The sequence below is a fragment of the Pseudoalteromonas sp. SG41-2 genome, from assembly GCF_014164535.1.
In the GTDB taxonomy this organism is placed as follows: Bacteria; Pseudomonadota; Gammaproteobacteria; order Enterobacterales; family Alteromonadaceae; genus Pseudoalteromonas; species Pseudoalteromonas rhizosphaerae.
The window spans coordinates 1-20,064 of record NZ_JACJFK010000008.1 but is presented as its reverse complement, the minus strand read 5'-3'; the positions used below and the strand labels follow the sequence as shown (position 1 = coordinate 20,064).

Sequence of the window (20,064 nt, the reverse complement as noted above, 5' to 3'; positions counted from 1 at the left end):
ATCACAATAGCTGCAGATGGGTTTTATATTCAGAGTTAGAACTTAAATCTTTCTACTGTGCTGGTTAATGAGTGAGCGAGTTGGTTAACGTCTTCACTTTGATTGGCGAGTGACTTTGCATGTTCGGCATTCGTTTGTGCTTGCACCGTTACTTGCGCCATAATCTGTTTTATCTCATTGCTGTTATCAAGCTGGTGATGTGATGAACTAGCAATTTGCATACTCATTTGGTTAATTGTCACTAAAGTACTTTTTATTTTATCCACCGCTTGGTTTAATTCACTACTATTTGCTACACATTCTTTTGCTTGTTGTTGCCCATCGTTAATTTCATGATGAGCAGTATTGGCCTGATGTTGCAGTGTTTGGATCATTGTATGTATTTCGCTAGTCGAGTTTTGCGTTCGTGCAGCTAAAGAGCGAACTTCATCTGCCACAACAGCAAAGCCTCGGCCATTTTCTCCTGCACGGGCAGCTTCAATAGCAGCGTTTAGCGCAAGTAAATTAGTTTGTTCAGCAATACTGCTAATTGTATCCACGATTGCGCCAATTAATTGTGTGTGTTGGGTTAGCTCATTAGTACTTTGTACAGCTTGATCAAGCCGAGTCAGTAACGCTGCAATACGCTGGCTGTTACGATCAGCAATCTGATTTACATCATTGGCAAACTGCGAAGCGTTAGCAACTTCATTAGAGGTGTTATCAGCTCGTTCACAGACCGCTTGGGAATTACTATGCATGCTATGCGCCACCGAGTCGGCCTCTGCAATACGATCTAATTGCTGCTGTGCTGCTTCGGTCATATGTTGGCCTTGTGCACTGGTTTGAATTGCTGATTGATCTAAGGTGTGGGCGTTATCACTTATCGCACTTAGTAATGTACTTAGATCATCGCTTAATTGATTGATATTGTTTAAAAGTACACCAAATTCATCATCATTATGGGGCTTTGTACGTTTCGATAAATCCCCAGAAGCGATACGTGATAGTGCTTTATTTACAGCATTGAGTGGTTTTAACATTGCTTTGGTGGTTAAAAAGCAGATCAAGGCTGCAAACGAAATAAGCACTAAACTTATAATAATCGCGAGTCGCGAACCTGTAGTGATCACCGACTGAGCATCCGCCTGCAAGGTATCAAAGCGTTTATCGGCTAAATGATTTAACTCAATAATGAGCTGCTCGGTAAGTTGAAACTGTTGCTGGAATGCAGCAAAGGCTTGCTCGGTCGCAACTTTGCTGGTCAAAAGAGTACTTTGTTGCTGGTACAGTGTTGCCAACTGTTGATTAATTAAGCTGAGAAGGTCTTTTAGGTTGCTGAAATTTGTTTGATTTTTTAACTCACTCGCTTGCTGTTGTAGGTATGTAAAATTAGATTGGATATTGTCTAATAAAAAAGCGGTATCTTGTTGGTGTTCTGTGAGTGTTTGTAGGGAACTAATGTGGTTGATGCTCTTAACATTATTGCCTAAGGTGAATAGTAAGTCGTCAATGCGGGTCGCGGTACCAACAATAGCGGCTAATAACGATTGTTGCTCCGGTGTTACTTCGATTAGTTCTAAATCAAGTAAGCCACTACTTAAGTCAGCAAGATTATTAGCGTAATCATTTGCTAATGAGGTAACCTGAGTTGCTGCTGTTAGGCCTTGTTGTTTGGTGTTAAACATTGTTGCGCTAGTGGTACTAAATTGCTGATAGCGTTGTGTTATTTTCGATAGTAATTGCAGCATTTGCGGTTGGTCGTGTAGCTGAGAGCTTAATTCTTCTAGCTTGGTTTTAAATAAAGCTTGTTCTTCATGAGTTCTCTGTTGCTGCTGTTGCAAACTGGCTTTACTTGTTTGGCTGTATGCAACGGCATTAAATTTGGTGATTGATAACAGCGATAACCGCAAGGCATGACTTTGCTGTTGTACCGGTACAGCTAAAGTTTCTATATCCGAAGTGGCGTGATTAATTTGTCCTAATGACCAGTAAAAAAAACTACTGCTGGCGAGCATTAAAAAACCAATTGTGGCAAAGGCAAAAATTAGTTTCGTTTTAATAGCAATAGCGTGCATAGTGAACCCGTAAATACTTAATTATTTATGAGTGTAGCAGTATTTTTATAAATTATAAGTTTGGCGAGCGATTGTATTACTCTAAATTACAATGATATTTGTTGCCATCAATTATCAACATTGCTTCATTCCCTTTGGTCCAAAACAGCACATCTTCATTGGTATATTTTACGCCCGAGGCACTGATTTGTTTGGTCAGCGAATGATCTACTTGATTGTAATTTAGCGTGGCACTTTCTTCATCATTACTGGTAATAACGGCGCTTAGCTGGCTATCGCATGAGAAAGACTGACTATTTAATTGTTCTGTGCATGCACTGAGGCTAATAACACCGAGTGCAATTAATAGGGTTTTATACATTAACAAGTACCTTGGCTAAATGTGTTGAGCAACTAGCATAGCAAACGAAAATTAACCTTTGGTGAAAATACTCGTTTAGGCTATGTTGATTATTATAAATTTTTTAACTGCAAAGGAAATGAGATGGCAGGTACTAACCTATTGACATTATTGGACGATATCACCACTTTATTAGATGATATTGCCACTATGAGTAAAGTCGCCACGAAGAAAACGGCGGGTGTATTAGGGGATGATTTAGCTTTAAACGCGCAACAAGTGACAGGAGTCACTGCCGATCGTGAGCTACCGGTCGTGTGGGCGGTAGCGAAAGGCTCATTTTTAAATAAAGCTATTTTAGTTCCTGCAGCGTTATTAATAAGTGTTTGGCTGCCTTGGCTTATTACACCTTTATTGATGGTTGGTGGATTATTTTTGTGTTTTGAAGGTGCAGAAAAGTTAGTTGAAAAGTTATTACCAGCTACGAAAAATGATGATGTAGATGCTGTCGAAAATTTAGATTTAGTTGAGTACGAAAAACAAAAAGTAAAAGGGGCTATTCGAACCGACTTTATTTTATCGGCAGAAATAATAGTTATCACTCTAGGCACCGTGGCGGGTGCAAGTTTACTAAATCAAGCGCTAGTCTTAAGTGTTATTGCGGTGATCATGACCATAGGCGTTTATGGGTTAGTGGCAGGGATTGTAAAACTCGATGATGCTGGTTTGTATTTGCTTAACCAAGCACAGCAAACAGGAAACCGTTTTAAAGCATTATTAGGTAAAGGTTTATTAGCCGCAGCACCACGTTTAATGGCGTTTTTAGCATTTGCAGGTACGGTAGCGATGTTTTTAGTGGGTGGAGGAATTTTAGTGCATGGTATTAGTGTGTTGCATCATTGGCAAACCGCTGTTGCTGAGTTTGCACTGGCAAACTTAGGTACGCTGGGAGAGATTATTGCGCCTTTACTGTTCGATGGTTTATTAGGTGTATTAGCCGGTGCGATTGCTGTGTTAGTTCATCATGGAATTGTCAGCATGAAAGCAAAAAAGCCAGCAAAGTAAATTTGCTGGCAATGAATTAGCAAGGGAATGCTATGAAAGTTATTTGCTTGAATTAATTAGTGTTCATGTTTTGATTCAGCAGCTATACCTAACCAGGTAATTTGATTAGGGATAAAATCAAGGTTAAGAATAGTTTTAGTCGTTTGCTCATGGGTGTCGATACTTAATACTGTTTGGTTGTTTGCATCACTGATATATAAAGTATCGTCGGCCGCTGAGGCCGCGAGTGCATAGTTACCAGCTGGGTTTTCGAGTACTTTAAAGCGTGCGCTGACTTGCCAATCATCTTCAGCATGTAGCACTGACAAGAAACCATCACTTTCAAGTACATAAAACTCGCCGGTAATCCTATCCAGTGCACTTGCTAATACGGTATTTTCAGTATTTTGTTGCCATGCAAGCTGTGTCATTTCAGCTGATGCTGGGTCGATGGTGTAAAAAAGCTTACTTTGTGCAATACCTAAAAATAGTTCGCTGTGTTCACTCGCTTTAATTGTGCCAATACGCGTACCTTCAGCAAAGTTGTTGAGATTAGCTACTTTGGCTGCGTTAAACACATTATCTTTTTCAGTTATAACTAATACACCATCGCTACAGCCAAAAGCGATATGCTGGTGATTTTGCGCACTGCCATGTAGTGCAGGGCAATCCACTGCAAACCGCTGTTCTTGATGAAAGTGATCACCATGAATATGCAGTTGTTCAACATAATTTGGCAGCACGCTAGTTATATCTTCGCTGCGATAAGTTGTGATTACCGATTCACCGCGAATTTGCGCTGTACCATGCATGGCATTGTTAAAGCTATGTGCTGCTAAGGTTTTCCCAGCAGCAAGTGATTCATCACTTAATAACACAAAGCTTGCAGGGATCCCTGCATCAAGATCGCCATCAAAAAACAGTGCAGCTTGCTGTTCACTGACATCAAAGTGGGTTGGTTTACTATCGCTAAAGATTAAATCATGCAGCTCGGGTTGCTGTTCATAACCATGTTGGTGATCACCATGATCTTCTGTAAATAATCCACCGTCAATGAACTCAACATAATTTTCTGCTCGCTGGATCAATACTGCATAACGGAAATTAGGACTGGCATATAGACCACTTATTACGTTGCTGGTATTAAAGGTCTCCAGCAACGAGTTGTTGTCAGCGTTAAAAACAGATACGTTAGTAATATCAGCATGGCTAATCGCTAATCGCCCTTTTGCAGTGATTTCAGTGTGGTCATGGTCATCTTTCTGCTCAGCATTTTTATCTACAAGATCATCAATTTCACTGTTACAGGCACACAGTACAGCAACCATAGAGGCAATTAAGCAAGTTTTAAAGTTAGGTAAAATCATAAATAGTCCGGTGTTTTGTTATAATATATCGGTAATGTTATAATGTAACCTTAACAAAGTAAATAAGTACTCTTCGTTCTTTACTTACGTATTTGGATGGATATCTATTTAAAACCTTATTGGGTACAATTGTAGCAATTATAAAAATATAAATTTAAAAGAATGTTGTATGAGCAAAATGATGCAGTTGATTGTTGTTATTACTTTGTGTGTTGTCAGCTTCATGAGTGATGCAAATCAATCAGCTCCAGCAGTCGATGACTTCAGCCGCAGCAGTGAATATAGCCAAGTTAAAATCTCTCCTAATGGGAGCTACCTTGCAGTAATTATGCAACCTGAAGGTAAAAAAGTGCTGGTTATTTTAGATGCTAAAAAATTTACAATTCACCACGCTATTAATTTTGAGAGCAATGCCCAAGTTGGTGCTTATCATTGGGTAAGTGATGATCGGGTTGTAGTTGCAAAAGAATACTTACACGGCTGGCAAGATCACCCTGAATATTATGGTGAATTATATGGCGTGAATGCTGATGGCTCAAAAGCTAAGTACTTAGTTGGCTATCTTGGCGAAATGCAAACTGGCTCTCATATCAAAAAAGCCACACCACTTTATGGCACCTCTTATTTGCTGGATCCTTTAATCCACGATGAAGATAAAATGCTTATAGTGACTTACCCGTGGACATCAAGTAGTGAACCGCACACTGTTGTTTATGAGGTTGATATTTTTTCAGGGAAGCGTCGTAAAGTTACGCGCTCCCCGTCACGTATGGCCAACTTTTTGACCGACCATGAAGGAAATGTCAGAGTGGCTGTTTCCAGTGATGATTATATTAAGTCTACAATACATACCCGTGAAAAGTCAGGTGGAGATTGGCAAGCACTTGATTTAGGTGATTTGACTTACAGTGATGTGGAGTTGCACGCTTTTGATAGTAGTGGTGATGCTGTCTATATCACAGCATCAATAAGTGGTGAAGCTCAAGGCTTATATAAATTGAATCTAAAAACCAGAGCAGTTGATTTAATTCATAAAGAAGAGAAAGTCTCACCAAAGCAAATATGGGTCGATGAAGCATCAAAAGAGCTATTTGCGATTGAAACCGAACTAGGTTATCCAACTTATGCTTTTGTCGATGGGCAATCAGATAAAAGCATGCGTTTAAAATCATTAATCTCCGCTTTACCTGGTGAACAAGTGCAACTCGTTAGCAGTACTGAAGATGGCGACACTAATATTATTTATGCCTCTAATGATCGTAACCCTGGACAATATTATTTATTCGATGCCAAAAGTAATAACTTACGATTTTTGTTTGCATCCCGTCGTTGGATTGATGCAGAACAAATGGCGCAGACCAAGCCTGTAAGTTATACCAGTCGAGATGGTTTAACTATTTATGGCTACTTAACAGTACCGAATAATACCATAGAAAAAAACTTACCTTTAGTGGTTATGCCACATGGTGGTCCACATGGCCCGCGCGATTGGTGGGGATTCGACCTTGATGCACAGTTGCTTGCAAGCCGTGGTATGGCCGTACTAAAAGTTAATTTTAGAGGTTCAGGTGGTTTTGGCCGTAACTTTGAGCATGCTGGGCATCGAAAATGGGGAGCTGAAATTCAATTTGATATTATAGATGGTGTGAAGTATTTAGTTGAGCAGGGTACAGTTAATAAAAACAATATCTGCATTATGGGCGCGAGCTTTGGTGGATACTCAGCGTTACAAAGTGCGATTTTAGAACCTGATATGTTTAAGTGTGCGATTGGCGTTGTTGGCGTTTATGATTTGCCCTTAATGTTTAAAGAAGGGGATGTTGCAGAGCGCGATAGTGGCCAACGTTATTTACAGAATGTATTGGGTACAGATGAAGCGCAACTAAAGGCTTTTTCACCTAGCTATAATATTGATAAGTTAAAGGCTCCAGTGCTGATAGTGCATGGTGGTGAAGATCAGCGTGCACCGATTGAACAGGCCGAATCACTGATTGCGGCTCTTAAAAAAGCTAAACATCCTTATATATATGAACTGCTTGAAGATGAAGGGCATGGTTTTTATAAGCAAGAACATCGCACTCGTTATTATCAACAAGTGCTGACCTTTTTAGACTAACACTTAACAATGTAACAGTCGTATTTACGTGTTAAATGGCAAGCTAAAAGCTTGCCATATTTATATCCACTTGTTGTAGGTAGTTTGGCTATATTAACAGGAATACTCAAGGCACAGCTCTTTGAGTTGTAATTTGGCTTTGTGGTTATTTTGCCCTGCAGCTTGTTGATACCAATAAATAGCTTGGCTGATATCTTTTTCTACCCCTTCACCATCACGATACATTTGCGCAGTATTAAGCTGACCCCATTGTGAGCCTTCTTTGCTGGCGAGTAAAAAGCTTTCGAACGCTTCAGGAAATAACCCATCTTTGTAATAGATGATGCCTTGCTGATTATTTTTATTAAGCTTCACCCCTTCATATAGCGGTTTAGGGCGTGGTGGGAACATCACAAAACCACCATATAAGCTATATGCGTAAGGGCGCAGTACATCATAAATAGCACCTTCATCATATAAACGCTGTACTTCGCTGCGCGGTAAAGTAATTGTTTTTGATGAAAAATAATCTTTTTGTACCAATAAGCTGGTACGCATAGCCATAGTAATGCCGCTGTCGCGTTTATAGCGATAATTGCTGATTTGAAAGGTGATATTTTGGTCATCAAACTCGAGTACTTGGGCTACTTTTAGGTTTTCAGGGCGCAATGGTTCGTTAGAAAACTTATCAGCATGTACCAAGTAAGTATCGAATGCTTGTGGCTGGCTGAGTATTGCTTGTTTGGCTTTTAGCTCATCAAGATGTTGTGTATAAAAGTAAATAGATAACCAGATAAGTAATATCGAGCCTATAAAATATTTGATCAAAGAAAGCTTTTCTAACCATGGCAGTTGCATAATTGAAAGCTGTACATTGTGCTGGCAATGGCTACACTGGTATTGATAATGCCATGCTAATGGCAGCATAGGGACAATTGAAAAACGCAAAAAGCGGCTGTGGTTTTGTAGTCGATAGTCATCATGATGACAGTGTGGGCAGGTTTTTATTTGGCTGAAAAACGACAATGAATCGCTGGTATTGAATAGTAGCATATGACCTTTTTTCCCTTCCTTGTTTTACGTTAAATTAAAACAAGGAAGGTTAGATGCAAAGCAGAAAACTGTAAGAAAGTATGTTTGGTTAGCTTATTTGCTTGCTACAGGCTTTGCTTTAATTGTAGTTTTAGCATCAGCTGCCATTAACGCAAATACAGCATATGCTGCGGTATTTTGCTTAAGTTTAGCCGGATCGATCTTATCAAGCGTATCATCAGCAGTGTGATGGTAGTCAAAGTAATCAGTACCGTCTTGGTGCAGCTCAAAAATTGGCGCGCTGGTGGCATTTTTAAATGGAATTAAATCAGGCCCACCATTAGCGCTATTTTTACCTATGTATTCAACATTTAACGGCGCAAGTTGCTTGGCTATTGCACGCACTACTGGCAACGAGGCTGCAGATACATTCGATTCAAAGCCATACACTACATCAGCACCAAAGTCAGATTCAGCGGCGGCAACAATTTTATCAAGTTCATTTGCATGCTTTTTAAAATAAGCTTTAGCGCCCCATAATCCTAGCTCTTCGGCGGCAAATAACACTACACGAATGCTGCGTTTAGGGCGTTTTATTTCACTAATATGTTTGGCAGCAGCCATGGTTAACGCAACGCCTGCACCATCATCAAGTGCGCCAGTGCCTAAATCCCAAGAATCTAAATGACCGCCAATCAGTACGTATTGTTCAGGGTTTTGTGTGCCATTGAACTGACCAATCACGTTATAGCCAGTACCTTGGCCGCGATCTTCAGTTTGCACATTGATATTTACGGTAACATTTTTACCTAGTGCAACTAAGCGAGCTAGCTGATCTGCATCAGGATTAGCAATGGTCACATTAGGGATTTTCGTAACACCTTCTTGATAGTGACTGCCACCGGTATGAGCAAAGCGGTGATGTGCGGTGCTAACAGAACGCATCATATAACCAATCGCGCCTTTTTTTGCAGCCTCAACTGAACCTGTTGAGCGAGCACGAACAGCAGGACCATAACCATTGCCATCAATATGGCGGTTCATATGGTAATTTATATAAGCTATTTTACCTTTTAAGCTGTTTGCTGGTGCTGCGATAAGTTCATCAAGCGTTTCAAATAATACAACTTCAGCGGTAATGCCATCTTTTGGTGTGCTAACGCTGTGGCCTAATGCTGTTAGGTGCAAAGGTTGCTCGCTTGGCGTTAAAATTTTGCCACTTTCACTAAAACGACGCCACTCAGGGAAGGTTGCCTCTTCTAGCCATACTTTATCAAAACCAAGCTCTTTAAATTTAGCTTGGGCCCACGCAACGGCTTTTTTATCATTTTCTGTACCAGGTAAGCGAGGTCCTATTTCAGTAGTAAGCGATTCAAGCAATTGATAGCTTAACTCGCTGTTACTGGCATTAGTTCTTAGTTCGGTGACTTGCTGAAGTTGCTTTGCGGTAAATTCAGGCTCGGCGGCATTGGCTAAAAAGCTGCCGGCTAGCAGTAATCCGGTGATGATTTTTTTCATTATTGACCTGGTTATATTTTCAAGTGAGAGTTATTAAAGCATTTAATACTGAGCAACAAAAGTAGATGAGATAAATGCCTATCGGTGGCGATGTTATGGTGAATGTTTATTGAGAATATGGTCAGCTTAATGGTAGCAATTTGTATATTCTGCTATTATGCAGCATAACTAAGTCGGGCATCTGCAGCGGCTTTTCATGTTTAATTATTGCACTGGAAATTACTTTGACCGCTACAGCTTTTTCATCACTCGCTTTACCATCAGGTTTGGTCGATAACTTATCGACTTTAGGTTACACCCAAATGACCGCTGTACAGGCGCAAAGCCTGCCGCCAGTGCTTGAAGGTAAAGACATCATTGCACAAGCTAAAACTGGCTCAGGTAAAACTGCCGCATTTAGTTTAGGTGTGTTGGCCAAGCTTAATGTTAAGCGTTTTCGTATACAGTCTTTAGTGCTTTGTCCAACCCGTGAGTTGGCTGAGCAAGTAGCTGTGGAAATGCGTAAATTAGCGCGTGGTATTCACAATATAAAAATATTAACTCTATGTGGTGGCGTGTCGATTGGTCCACAAATTGGTTCACTAGAGCATGGTGCACATATTATTGTTGGCACACCTGGGCGTGTAGATGATCATATTCGCAAAGGTACGCTACGTTTAGATGATGTAGACACGCTAGTACTTGATGAAGCCGATCAAATGCTTGATATGGGCTTTCAAGACACTTTGGATGCAATTATTGAGCGTATTCCAAAACAGCGTCAAACTTTATTATTTAGCGCCACTTTTCCGCGCGCAATAGAAGCGATTGCCAAGCGTGTATTAAGCAATCCTGTTATGGTGAAGGTTGAAGAAGAGCAAGAAAAAAGTACTATTAAACAGTACTTTTATAAAATGGATAATAACAAACAACGTTTTAATACATTAAAATTGTTGCTGCTGAAGTTTCAACCAGAAAGTTGTGTGGTGTTTTGTAATACCAAGGTCGAAACTCAACAGGTGTGTGATGATTTAGCTGATGAAGGCTTCAGTGCCGTGTCATTGCATGGTGATTTAGAGCAGCGAGATCGTGAGCGCACCTTGATCCACTTTGCTAATAAAAGCGCCTCGATTTTAGTGGCCACTGATGTAGCCGCTCGTGGTTTAGACATCGATGATATGGATATGGTGATTAACTACCACCTTGCCCATGACCCACAAACCCACGTACACCGTATTGGTCGAACTGGTCGTGCTGGTAAAAAAGGCATTGCATGCTCTATTTATGGCGATGCAGAACAATTCAAAGTGGCACAAATTGGTGACCATTATGAATGTGATTTTTTACCAGAACAATTACCGCCGTTTAGCCTACTTGAAAAGCCACCATACAAACCACAAATGGTGACACTAATGATCGATTCAGGTAAAAAGCAAAAGGTACGCGCAGGTGATATTTTAGGTGCATTAACCGGTAAAGATGGCGTAGCAGGGCGTCAAGTCGGTAAAATTAATGTGCTTGATAATGTGGCTTTTGTGGCTGTCGAACGTAATAGCTCAAAGCCCGCGCTACGAAAATTAACGGAAGGTAATATTAAAGGCCGTAAAATTCGTGCCCGTCGTTTAACTCGTTAATTATTGCTTATGATGCTTTTGAGCAGCTTGCCCTAAGCTGCTCATATTCATTTTTTAACTGTTTAAACTGCTCTGCATTACCATGTTGTTTATCTGGATGATATTGTGTTGCCAACTGCCGCCAGCGCTTTTGCAATGCCTGCATAGAAAAATCGTCAGGTAATTCCCAGTGCTTTAATAATGTCTGGCGTTGTTGTTGATCAAGCGTATTTATTGTTGGTGATGCACGAAAAGTACGCCAAAAGTTATCTAACAGTGATTTAACTTCTGTTATCGAGGCATCGTAATTTTGCCAATCTAGATAGTACGCTTGTAATGAGTCATGCGCTGCAATGGTTATCTTATCTGGATTATCGGTGAGCTCTATATGTAAACTGGCTACCAATAAATATTGATTTGGCAACAGTTGTTGCTGCAGTTGATAAAGTGCATTCATAATTAAAAAGTTACGCTTAAACAGATCACGGTATGGATCTGTATCTAAGTCATTAATTACACCACGCTCAGATAATTCCAATGCTAAAGTGTGAACCTTCCAAATGTGCTTCGTTAAAATTAACTCGAAAATCTCATCAATCAGTGGGTTAAGCATTGTTTACAGTCTAGTTATTGGTGTATCTTGACTAAACTATCATAGCTTCTACTGCTAACAAAATTCCAAGGAAAAAATTATGCTGGGTCAGTTTAAGCGCCTATTATTTATTTGCTCGATTAGTGTGCTTGGCGTTTTTTCTCAATCAGGTAATGCTCAACAACAAGTAGCACTTTTTGAACAATTTAAAGTTACGGATGAATGGCCTGAAAAGCAGCTGTTAGCAACCCAGTTACTGTCTACACAATTATCAAATCAGCAACAAGTTGCTATTTATTCTGGTTTAGCTGAGCGTGCGTTTGAGTTGAGTAATTATCCCCAAGCATTGCATTATTATCAGTTGCTTGAGCAGCATAGTACATTTGAAAACCTGCCTGAGTTACATTTTCGAGCAATAAAAATGCAGGGCGTGGTGCAATATTTTCAAGGTTTATTACAACAAGCCATTATTGATTACAGCCGTGCGTTAAACTTAGCGGTACGTTTAAAGAGTCCATTAAAACAAGCCAACTTGCTAAGTAATATTGGCCTTGCATATTTTAATATGCACAACATGGAGCTTGCTTTAGAGCATTACCAGCAGGCAAAAGCACTTTATGAAATAGATGGTAGCGCGCAAGACAAAGCTGATATTCTTCATAATATTGCGGGCATCTATATTCGTTTATCTAGCTATGATTCGGCACTTGAAATTTATCGTGAAGTGCTCGATGTATTTCAGCAATTGGGTGATGAAGAGGGGATTGCTCGTGCCTATGGCAACATGGGGGTTGCTTATACTGAGTCGGGTCAAAATCAATTAGCGTTGCACTATTACCAGCTCGCTTTACGCTATTATCAAAGTGTTAATGACGCCTATCAATTATCCGTACAGCATACCAACTTAGCTAACATAAATTTAAAAATAGATGAGTTGGATGCAGCTTTGTATCACGCACAAGCAGCTCAAAAGTACGCCCAGCAAATAGATAATCAATCCTTACGATTAGCCTCCTTACATGTTTTAGCTAAAGTGCAATTAGTGATGGGGGATATTGATATTGCGGAGCAAAATTTACAACAATCAATATCACTAGCCAAAGAATATAAAGATGAATTGCGCATTAAAGACGGCTTAGGTATCGAGGCGTTGTTAAGTGCTGGTGCCGGTGACTATAAGCGGGCTATTCATCTGCACCAACAGTTTGTCGATTATCAACGTAGCATAACCAGTGAAGAGGTTATGAAAGCGTTAAATGTATTTCAGTCTCAGTTTCAGTCGAACCAGTTAAACCAAGAAATTAAACAGCTTAAACAAGAGCGTAGCCTACAAGAATTAAAGATTGAAAAACGCTCACAGTTAACTATTTTACTGTCTATTGTGCTGATGTTGGTATTGATCTGTGCAGTTGTATTATATCGCCGTGCAATCGAAAAAAAGGCCAAAACCCAATTAGAGCAAAAAGTTGAGCAACGTACTCAAGAATTACAATATGTGGCACAAGAGCTACGTGCCGCGAATCAAGTTAAGAGCCAGTTTTTGGCTAATATCAGCCATGAAATACGCACACCACTTACCGCTATTTTAGGGCAAACAGACGACTTATTGCATGGTTTATATCAGCCCCAGCAATTACAAACAGAATTGTTAGTTATTAAAAAACATAGCGATCATTTAAAAGATTTGATTAATGATGTGCTCGATATTAGTAAGATAGAAGCAAACCGTTTAGATTTACATGTTAGCGAGTTTGACCTCGTGGAGCTTGTAAATGATGTTTATGCTATGTCAAGTATGCAGGCTAAAAGCAAAGGCTTAACGCTGCTATTAGAAAATCACTTAGGCTCGAGTTATTGGACTAAGTTAGATATGATCCGCGTCAAGCAAATACTAATAAACCTACTGACTAATGCGATCAAATTTACCGAGCACGGCAGTGTTACTCTGGATATTAATCACACCGAACAAGGCGTATGCTTTAAAGTGATTGATACGGGGATTGGTATGAATACAGAGCAAATAAAAAACATTTTTGAATGTTTTCAACAAGGCGATAATACCATCACTCGCAGGTTCGGTGGTTCAGGACTTGGTTTGAGTCTTTCCCAGCAATTAGCAATTATGATGGGGGGTTATATTAGTGTTGAAAGTGAGCATGGTAATGGCAGTGAGTTTATTTTTAATGTGCCATGTAAAGAGTATGCGCCAACCCTTCTTGCTACCGACAACTCAAAACCAGCTGCAACTAAAGGTCTAGTTGGGCGAGTATTATTAGCAGAAGATCATCCCGACAATCGTAGACTAATAACGCGCTTTTTAAAGTCGATTGGCCTTGAAGTGATCTCAGTAAGTAATGGTGAGCAAGCAGTTGAACAGTGCCTCAGTGAATTTCCAGATGTTGTTTTATTAGATATACAGATGCCAGTAATGGATGGCCTTAGTGCATTTGAACTGTTAAATAAGTGTGGTTTTAATAAACCTATTTTTGCTTTAACAGCTAATGCAATGAGTCATGAAATAGATAATTACTTAGCGATGGGATTTACTGGCTATTTAAGTAAGCCAATAGAAAAAGAAGCGTTTTATCAGGCACTCGCAGCGCATTTAAATAGCACCAGCACGCTACCTTTAGCTAATCCTGATATTAGCGATTTAGTGACGAGTTTTATTGCCAGCTTTGATGATGAAATAGCGTCACTTACACAGCACCTTGCAGCAAAGGACTATATTGCATTACAGCAAGATAGCCATCGTATCCTTGGTGCCGCACAGATATTTTCATTAACTGATGTAGCTAATGCAGCGATGTGCTTAGATAAATCACTCTTATCACAAAAACATAACCCCAGCAGTGATGCCGACATAAAAGAATTAGTAGATGATTTGATTAAGCAGCTATCACAACAGCTGACTTAAAAGAGCGATATATAAGCTTAATGGGTCGTTACATTAAGGCTATAAGTTACTACTAACCAATAAAGCGAGTTGAGCGTTTTATTGAGTGGCATTACTGTGTGCTAGATTTAAATAATCGCAGTTTTAATATTTACTCAATACTGCGCAGTCTGATGATTTTCGTCTATAGGAAACAGAGCAAAGAGATTAATAAAACAAATTTATAATAGGAGTGAGATTTAGGGATAGGCAAAAAAAATGCCTGTATTAACAGGCATTTTAGAATCTAGTAAAGAGAATTATTGACGCTTCATCGAATCAAAAAATTCATCATTGGTTTTGCTCATAGAGAGTTTATCAATTAAAAACTCCATGGCATCAATTTCAGACATTTCATGAACTATTTTGCGTAAAATCCACATTTTTTGTAGTTCATCAGGTTTAGTCAGTAGCTCTTCGCGACGGGTACCTGAGCGGTTAAAGTCGATTGCAGGGAATACACGCTTTTCAGCAATCTTACGATTTAAGTGTAATTCCATATTACCAGTACCTTTAAACTCTTCGTAGATAACTTCATCCATCTTAGAGCCAGTATCGATAAGCGCAGTTGCGATAATAGTTAAACTACCGCCTTCTTCAACGTTACGCGCAGCACCAAAGAAACGCTTTGGTTTATGCAGGGCGTTAGCATCAACACCACCAGTAAGTACTTTACCTGATGAAGGAATTACCGTGTTATAAGCACGTGCTAAACGTGTGATTGAATCCAGTAAGATGATTACATCTTTTTTGTGCTCAACTAAACGTTTTGCTTTTTCAATTACCATTTCAGCAACTTGTACGTGACGGCTTGCTGGTTCATCAAACGTTGATGCAATAACTTCACCTTTTACTAGGCGTTGCATCTCAGTAACTTCTTCTGGACGCTCATCGATAAGTAGTACCATCAATGTCGCATCTGGGTGGTTATGGGTAATCGATTGCGCAATATTTTGTAGTAGCATTGTTTTACCCGCTTTAGGCGGTGCTACTAATAAACCACGTTGACCACGGCCAATTGGAGAGGCTAAATCAAGTACTCGAGCAGTGATATCTTCGGTGCTACCATTACCGCGTTCCATACGTAAACGTTCGTTTGCATGTAGCGGGGTAAGGTTTTCAAAAAGAATTTTCGTGCGAGAGTTTTCAGGTTTATCAAAATTTACTTCGTTTACTTTTAGTAATGCAAAGTAACGTTCACCGTCTTTAGGTGGACGTATGAGACCCATTATAGAATCACCAGTACGCATACTAAAACGACGAATTTGGCTAGGTGATATATAAATGTCATCAGGACCAGCAAGGTAAGAGGCTTCTGATGATCTTAAGAAACCAAAACCATCCTGTAAGATTTCTAATACACCACCGCCAAAAATGTTCTCTCCACTTTTGGCGTGGGCTTTAAGGATAGCAAAGATAATATCTTGCTTTCTTAAGCGGGCTACGTTTTCGAGCCCCATGGACTCAGCTAAGTCTACAAGTTCTTTGATCGACTTGTCTTTTAATTCGCGTAAATGCATATTGGTGGGTTCTTTATTACAGTTATCATGCTCATATAATCGATATTGATTAGTGAGAGAGGTTTGTTGGTAAACTAAGGATTAGTTGGCTTTATAAACTAGCAGGTCATTCGCTAGGCGTCCAGTCTTTATACAAAAAAAATTAAAAAAAAGGGCAGTTGCCCTTTTTTTAGGCATATTTTTAGATGTTGTTTTCTAAAAACTCAACAAGTTGAGTTTTAGAAAGTGCACCCACTTTAGTTGCCGCAACTTGGCCTTCTTTGAAAAGAAGTAACGTAGGGATACCACGAATACCAAATTTAGGTGGTGTGCCCGCATTTTGGTCGATGTTTAATTTACCGATTACAACACGGCCATCAAACTCTTCTGCCACTTCATTAAGAATTGGCGCGATCATTTTACACGGTCCACACCATTCTGCCCAAAAATCAACTAATACAGGCTTGTCTGATTGTAAAACGTCAGCTTCAAAGCCATCGTCAGTTAATTGAATAATTTTCTCGCTCATTGCGCTCTCCGATAAGTTAGGCGAATTATTTAATGCGTATTTAAACACTCTTGTTTCTTATTGCAAGTTTAAACGTTATGCTTAAACGCTATGACTAAGACACATTTGACCGATAAAAAGTTTTCAGACTTTGCTATTGCACCGGAAGTGGTTGCCGGGTTAACCGAAAGTGGGTTTGAATATTGCACACCCATACAAGCTAAATGCCTACCTTTTATTTGTGATGGCCGCGACATTGCGGGTCAAGCACAAACAGGTACAGGCAAAACGTTGGCGTTTTTAACTGCCACGTGCCATCGGTTATTACAATCTAGCAAAGCACCTAGTAAACATCCAAGAGCCCTGATCATGGCCCCTACTCGGGAGCTTGCGATTCAGATCCACAAAGATGCAAAAATTTTAGCGCCACACTGTAATCTTAACTTAGGTTTAGTATATGGTGGCGAAGATTACGAAAAACAACGTGCACAATTAGAAAAAGGCGTTGATATTTTAATTGGCACCACAGGGCGCTTAATCGATTTATATAAACAAGGGTGTTACACCCTCAATGAAATCGAAGTAGTGGTACTTGATGAAGCCGATCGTATGTTTGATTTGGGTTTCATAAAAGACATTCGCTATATGTTCCGCCGTATGCCGGATACATCACAACGCCTTAATTTATTATTTTCAGCAACGTTATCGTATCGCGTACAAGAACTGGCGTTTGAGCACATGACAAACCCAGAGCATGTACAAATTGAACCTGATGTGAAAACTGGCAAGCGCATTGTTGAAGAGTTATTTCATCCTTCTCAAGAAGATAAAGTTAAGCTGTTATTAACTTTGATTGAAGAAGAATGGCCTGAGAAAGCCATTGTGTTTGCAAATACTAAACATAGCTGTGAAACGGTTTATGCATGGTTAAAGTCTGATGGACACCGGGTGGGAATGCTCACTGGTGACGTAAATCAGAAAAAACGCCAATCAATTTTAGCGCAATTCTCTAAAGGTGATTTAGACTTCCTTGTGGCAACAGATGTTGCTGCTCGTGGCTTACATATCCCTGAAGTGAGTCATGTATTTAACTTCGACTTACCAGATGATTGTGAAGATTATGTTCATCGTATTGGCCGTACAGCACGCGCTGGGGCATCAGGTAAGGCAATTAGTTTTGCATGTGAGCAGTACGCATATAATCTTCATGAAATTGAAGAATACATAGAGCACAGCATTCCTTTATCACATTATGATAAAAGTGCATTGCTTGATGATTTAACTAAGCCTACTATTCAAAGAAAGCGTAATTATTCAACAGGCCCACGTAGTCGTAGTAACAACAGCGGACGTAGACCAAACAATAGTTACCAAAAAGCACGGTCGTAATTGCGACCGTCGTTATAGTCGTAGTAGTAACTAGAGGTTTTTGAACGGTGGGGCAACTTAAACCGCAAAAAAATGTTTATGCAGTAATTGATTTAGGATCTAACAGTTTTCACATGTTGATCGCTAAGTCAATTGCTGGCGGCTTACAAACAATAGGCCGAGTTAAACGCAAAGTCAGATTAGCCGCTGGGCTAAATGATGATAATTTACTGAGCACAGAAGCAATGCAACGAGGCTGGGAATGTCTCGCACTATTTGCAGAGCGTCTTCAAGATATCCCTAAAAACAACATTACTATTGTTGCCACCGCTACTTTGCGCTTAGCAACGAATGCTGATGAATTTAAAATCAAAGCCGAGCAAATCCTTGCGCATAAAATTAATGTCATTAGTGGTGAACTAGAAGCGCGCACTATTTATAAAGGCGTTGCGCATACATCTTCATGTAGTGGTCGCCAACTAGTAATAGATATTGGCGGTGCCAGTACTGAGGTAGTTATAGGTAAGGGATTCGACGCACTACATTATAAAAGCCTAAACATGGGCTGTGTTACCTACCTAGAACGTTACTTTAAAGACTGTAAACTCAATGACGCTAATTTCAATGCTGCTATTAAAGCCGCACGAGTAGTTATTGATGATATAGCGCCAAGTTATAAAGTGGCGGGTTGGGAGATTGCATCAGGTGCATCGGGTACTGTACAAGCTATCCAAGAAATTATGGTGGCACAATCACTCGATGAAACACTGAGTTTAGATAAACTCAATAAAATTAAAAAGCAATCGATCGCCTATGAGACCATCGCTGAGCTAGATTTACCTGGGCTTAGTGAAGAAAGACGTTTAGTTTTTGTGTCAGGGCTCGCTATTTTAATTGCTTTATTCGAAGCGCTTGAAATTGATAAGATGGGATTAGCAGGAGGCGCACTTCGTGAAGGTGTGCTTTATAGCATGCTCCCTGAGTTTCATAATCATGATATTCGAAAGCGCACAGTTGATGGCCTGATGAGCCGTTATCATGTCGATCAAAAACAAGCGAACCGAGTTGCAGAACTCGCCAGTCACCTCGCAGCTCAAGTCAGCGAGCAGTGGCCACTATTCAACAATAGTGGCCTGCCTTTACTAAAAGCGATTGCGCAATTGCATGAGATTGGTTTGTTAATTGAGTATAAGCAATATCAAAAGCACACCGCTTATATTTTAGAAAACACCGATATGCCAGGCTTTTCACAATCGGAGCATAAAATTATTGCGGCTGTAGCGAATGCACATCGTTCAGATCTGCAAAAGAATGTTTTTGAGTATTTAGGCTGCCATGCTCAGCTTACTCAGTATGTAACACGGTTGCTTAGGATCGCAGTGATCTTATCAATGCGTCGCCAAGATGATGTATTACCAAAATTAGTATTAACTGTTAATAATGACGCTCTAACACTAATATTTGAAAATGATTGGCTAAAAGCGCACCCGCTAATGGCAAGTGAGCTCCAACAAGAGTCTAAACAGCAAGCAAAAGCTGGTTGGAAGTTTATTGTTAAGTAACAAAAGGGCTGTAAAAGCCCTTTTATTGTATTAAAAACCACCTTTATGCACTAAATTTGTTCGAACAGTCAATTAAATCAAAAAAGATCAAAAAAAGTGTTGATCTGTTTTTGGATCTCCCTATAATGCGACCCCACTGAGACGGGAAACGCCAACGCATAGCGAGGCACGAACAACTCAGAGAGTTAAATAAAACTTCGGTTTTAAATGTTCGCAAGAAAGTTTAAAACTAAGTGTTGACTCGAAAAATAAAGGATGTATTATACGCATCCCTAGCGACAATGTCGCAACGTTCTTTAACAATATAAAGCAATCATCTGTGTGGGCACTCGTACAGATTGAGTTCTAACAGCCGAGCTTAACTTTCTTTTAGATAGCTAAGCAAGGCAAAAAATTTAGAGTCTCAATTGAAACTGAGTGACCAACAGAAGTAACTTATTTATAAGTTGCTTCGGCACAGTCAATTCAATATCGAAAGATATTAAATAAATTCAGAATTCATTGAGCTGTCGAAAGACAAAAAACTTTTAATTGAAGAGTTTGATCATGGCTCAG

14 protein-coding genes are annotated in these 20,064 nt (G+C 39.8%); 6 read left to right on the top strand and 8 right to left on the bottom strand.

Going from position 1 to position 20,064, the window contains the following annotated elements; all coding sequences use genetic code 11:
* Positions 1-35: 35 nt before the first annotated feature.
* Both H5186_RS07970 and H5186_RS07965 read right to left on the bottom strand, forming a co-directional pair.
* A complete protein-coding gene (locus H5186_RS07970) occupies positions 36-2,057 on the bottom strand; it encodes a methyl-accepting chemotaxis protein (protein ID WP_182794314.1) in 2,022 nt (673 codons plus the stop codon).
* Between the two features lie 76 nt (positions 2,058-2,133).
* Complete coding sequence (locus H5186_RS07965; protein ID WP_182717466.1) at positions 2,134-2,418, bottom strand: MliC family protein; 285 nt, start codon at positions 2,416-2,418, stop codon at positions 2,134-2,136.
* Positions 2,419-2,541: 123 nt separating this feature from the next.
* Between H5186_RS07965 and H5186_RS07960 the strand changes: the two genes are divergently transcribed.
* Positions 2,542-3,462, top strand: a complete 921-nt coding sequence (locus tag H5186_RS07960) for a DUF808 domain-containing protein (protein WP_149982169.1) — start codon at positions 2,542-2,544, stop codon at positions 3,460-3,462.
* Positions 3,463-3,518: 56 nt separating this feature from the next.
* Here H5186_RS07960 and H5186_RS07955 read toward each other — a convergent pair whose 3' ends face one another.
* The gene (locus tag H5186_RS07955) at positions 3,519-4,808 is read right to left on the bottom strand and encodes a hypothetical protein (RefSeq protein WP_182794313.1); all 1,290 of its coding nucleotides are present in this window, start codon (positions 4,806-4,808) and stop codon (positions 3,519-3,521) included.
* A gap of 169 nt (positions 4,809-4,977) precedes the next feature.
* Here H5186_RS07955 and H5186_RS07950 point away from each other — a divergent pair, with 169 nt between their 5' ends.
* Positions 4,978-6,924: a S9 family peptidase gene (locus H5186_RS07950; protein ID WP_259400295.1), complete on the top strand. Its 1,947-nt coding sequence runs from the start codon at positions 4,978-4,980 to the stop codon at positions 6,922-6,924.
* Positions 6,925-7,017: 93 nt separating this feature from the next.
* Here the strand turns inward: H5186_RS07950 and H5186_RS07945 are convergent, their stop codons facing one another.
* The gene (locus H5186_RS07945) at positions 7,018-7,956 is read right to left on the bottom strand and encodes a tetratricopeptide repeat protein (RefSeq protein ID WP_182717464.1); all 939 of its coding nucleotides are present in this window, start codon (positions 7,954-7,956) and stop codon (positions 7,018-7,020) included.
* A 93-nt stretch (positions 7,957-8,049) separates the two neighbouring features.
* The gene (locus H5186_RS07940; RefSeq protein ID WP_182717463.1) at positions 8,050-9,453 is read right to left on the bottom strand and encodes a M20/M25/M40 family metallo-hydrolase; all 1,404 of its coding nucleotides are present in this window, start codon (positions 9,451-9,453) and stop codon (positions 8,050-8,052) included.
* Positions 9,454-9,677: 224 nt separating this feature from the next.
* On the opposite strand from H5186_RS07940, the gene dbpA reads away from it, so the two are divergent.
* Positions 9,678-11,066: an ATP-dependent RNA helicase DbpA gene (gene dbpA / locus H5186_RS07935; RefSeq protein ID WP_145239907.1), complete on the top strand. Its 1,389-nt coding sequence runs from the start codon at positions 9,678-9,680 to the stop codon at positions 11,064-11,066.
* A 7-nt stretch (positions 11,067-11,073) separates the two neighbouring features.
* On the opposite strand, the gene H5186_RS07930 is transcribed toward dbpA, so the two are convergent.
* Positions 11,074-11,658 carry a DNA-J related domain-containing protein gene (locus H5186_RS07930; RefSeq protein WP_182717462.1) on the bottom strand — a complete coding sequence of 195 codons (585 nt, stop codon included), beginning with the start codon at positions 11,656-11,658 and terminating at the stop codon, positions 11,074-11,076.
* Between the two features lie 79 nt (positions 11,659-11,737).
* Between H5186_RS07930 and H5186_RS07925 the strand changes: the two genes are divergently transcribed.
* Entirely contained in the window at positions 11,738-14,554 is a 2,817-nt protein-coding gene (locus tag H5186_RS07925) for an ATP-binding protein (RefSeq protein ID WP_182794312.1), read from the top strand.
* Positions 14,555-14,832: 278 nt separating this feature from the next.
* On the opposite strand, the gene rho is transcribed toward H5186_RS07925, so the two are convergent.
* Both rho and trxA read right to left on the bottom strand, forming a co-directional pair.
* Positions 14,833-16,092: a transcription termination factor Rho gene (rho, locus tag H5186_RS07920; RefSeq protein WP_064666866.1), complete on the bottom strand. Its 1,260-nt coding sequence runs from the start codon at positions 16,090-16,092 to the stop codon at positions 14,833-14,835.
* A gap of 181 nt (positions 16,093-16,273) precedes the next feature.
* Positions 16,274-16,600, bottom strand: coding sequence for a thioredoxin TrxA (gene trxA / locus H5186_RS07915; RefSeq protein ID WP_145239901.1), 327 nt, complete (start codon positions 16,598-16,600; stop codon positions 16,274-16,276).
* 90 nt (positions 16,601-16,690) lie between these two features.
* Here trxA and rhlB point away from each other — a divergent pair, with 90 nt between their 5' ends.
* Complete coding sequence (gene rhlB, locus H5186_RS07910) at positions 16,691-17,968, top strand: ATP-dependent RNA helicase RhlB (protein ID WP_145239899.1); 1,278 nt, start codon at positions 16,691-16,693, stop codon at positions 17,966-17,968.
* A 47-nt stretch (positions 17,969-18,015) separates the two neighbouring features.
* Complete coding sequence (gene gppA / locus H5186_RS07905) at positions 18,016-19,509, top strand: guanosine-5'-triphosphate,3'-diphosphate diphosphatase (RefSeq protein WP_182794311.1); 1,494 nt, start codon at positions 18,016-18,018, stop codon at positions 19,507-19,509.
* Positions 19,510-20,064 lie beyond the last annotated feature (555 nt).

Excerpts from the sequence above, each read along its gene's own strand:
- H5186_RS07945 (WP_182717464.1), bottom strand. The coding sequence starts at position 7,956 with ATGCTACTATTCAATACCAGCGATTCATTGTCGTTTTTCAGCCAAATA.
- trxA (WP_145239901.1), bottom strand. The coding sequence starts at position 16,600 with ATGAGCGAGAAAATTATTCAATTAACTGACGATGGCTTTGAAGCTGAC.
- H5186_RS07955 (WP_182794313.1), bottom strand. The coding sequence starts at position 4,808 with ATGATTTTACCTAACTTTAAAACTTGCTTAATTGCCTCTATGGTTGCT.
- H5186_RS07960 (WP_149982169.1), top strand. The coding sequence starts at position 2,542 with ATGGCAGGTACTAACCTATTGACATTATTGGACGATATCACCACTTTA.
- H5186_RS07950 (WP_259400295.1), top strand. The coding sequence starts at position 4,978 with ATGAGCAAAATGATGCAGTTGATTGTTGTTATTACTTTGTGTGTTGTC.
- H5186_RS07970 (WP_182794314.1), bottom strand. The coding sequence starts at position 2,057 with ATGCACGCTATTGCTATTAAAACGAAACTAATTTTTGCCTTTGCCACA.
- H5186_RS07925 (WP_182794312.1), top strand. The coding sequence starts at position 11,738 with ATGCTGGGTCAGTTTAAGCGCCTATTATTTATTTGCTCGATTAGTGTG.
- H5186_RS07965 (WP_182717466.1), bottom strand. The coding sequence starts at position 2,418 with ATGTATAAAACCCTATTAATTGCACTCGGTGTTATTAGCCTCAGTGCA.
- rho (WP_064666866.1), bottom strand. The coding sequence starts at position 16,092 with ATGCATTTACGCGAATTAAAAGACAAGTCGATCAAAGAACTTGTAGAC.
- H5186_RS07940 (WP_182717463.1), bottom strand. The coding sequence starts at position 9,453 with ATGAAAAAAATCATCACCGGATTACTGCTAGCCGGCAGCTTTTTAGCC.
- H5186_RS07930 (WP_182717462.1), bottom strand. The coding sequence starts at position 11,658 with ATGCTTAACCCACTGATTGATGAGATTTTCGAGTTAATTTTAACGAAG.
- rhlB (WP_145239899.1), top strand. The coding sequence starts at position 16,691 with ATGACTAAGACACATTTGACCGATAAAAAGTTTTCAGACTTTGCTATT.